1 protein-coding gene is annotated in these 638 nt (G+C 62.1%); it reads left to right on the top strand.

The window, feature by feature from the left end; translation table 11 throughout:
• Positions 1–69: 69 nt before the first annotated feature.
• The coding region (locus tag NKI99_RS33785) for an NAD-dependent epimerase/dehydratase family protein (protein WP_352613753.1) at positions 70–638 on the top strand (569 nt) is incomplete at its 3' end.

The raw sequence follows: 638 nt of genomic DNA, 5'->3' as shown, positions 1-638 counted from the left end.
CAAGACCCCGGGCGTCATCTACGACATCAAGGGTCTGTTCCCCAGGCATGTTACGGATGGGCGCTTCTGATGAGGGTTCTGGTCACCGGCGCGGCCGGCTTCATAGGGTATCACGTAGCCAAGCGGCTGCTGGAGCGCGGTGACGAGGTCGTCGGCATCGACAACGTCAACGACTACTACGATCCGCAGATCAAGGAGGCGAGGCTGCGGCTCCTGGACGAGGCGAGCCGCAAGACCAATGCCGGCTATCATTTCATCCGCGGCAATCTCGCCGACAAGAGCGTGGTCGACGCCTGCTTTGCCGACCATGCATTCGACCGGGTGATCCATCTCGCCGCCCAGGCCGGGGTTCGCTACAGCCTGGAAAACCCGCATGCCTATGTCGAAAGCAACATCATCGCCTACACCAACATGCTGGAGGCCTGCCGCAACAGCGCCGTCGCGCACCTGACCTATGCCAGCACGTCGAGTGTCTACGGCGCCAACACCGACATGCCGTTTTCCGAACATCGTCCGGCCGACCATCCGCTGCAGTTCTACGCCGCGACCAAGCGCGCCAACGAGCTGATGGCGCACAGCTACAGCCATCTGTTCCGATTGCCGACGACCGGGCTTCGCTTCTTCACGGTGTATGGTCC

It is taken from the genome of Mesorhizobium sp. M0239, from assembly GCF_040321815.1.
Taxonomy (GTDB): domain Bacteria; phylum Pseudomonadota; class Alphaproteobacteria; order Rhizobiales; family Rhizobiaceae; genus Mesorhizobium.
Note: the sequence above shows the minus strand (reverse complement) of the source record. Positions and strands in the feature narration are given on the sequence as shown.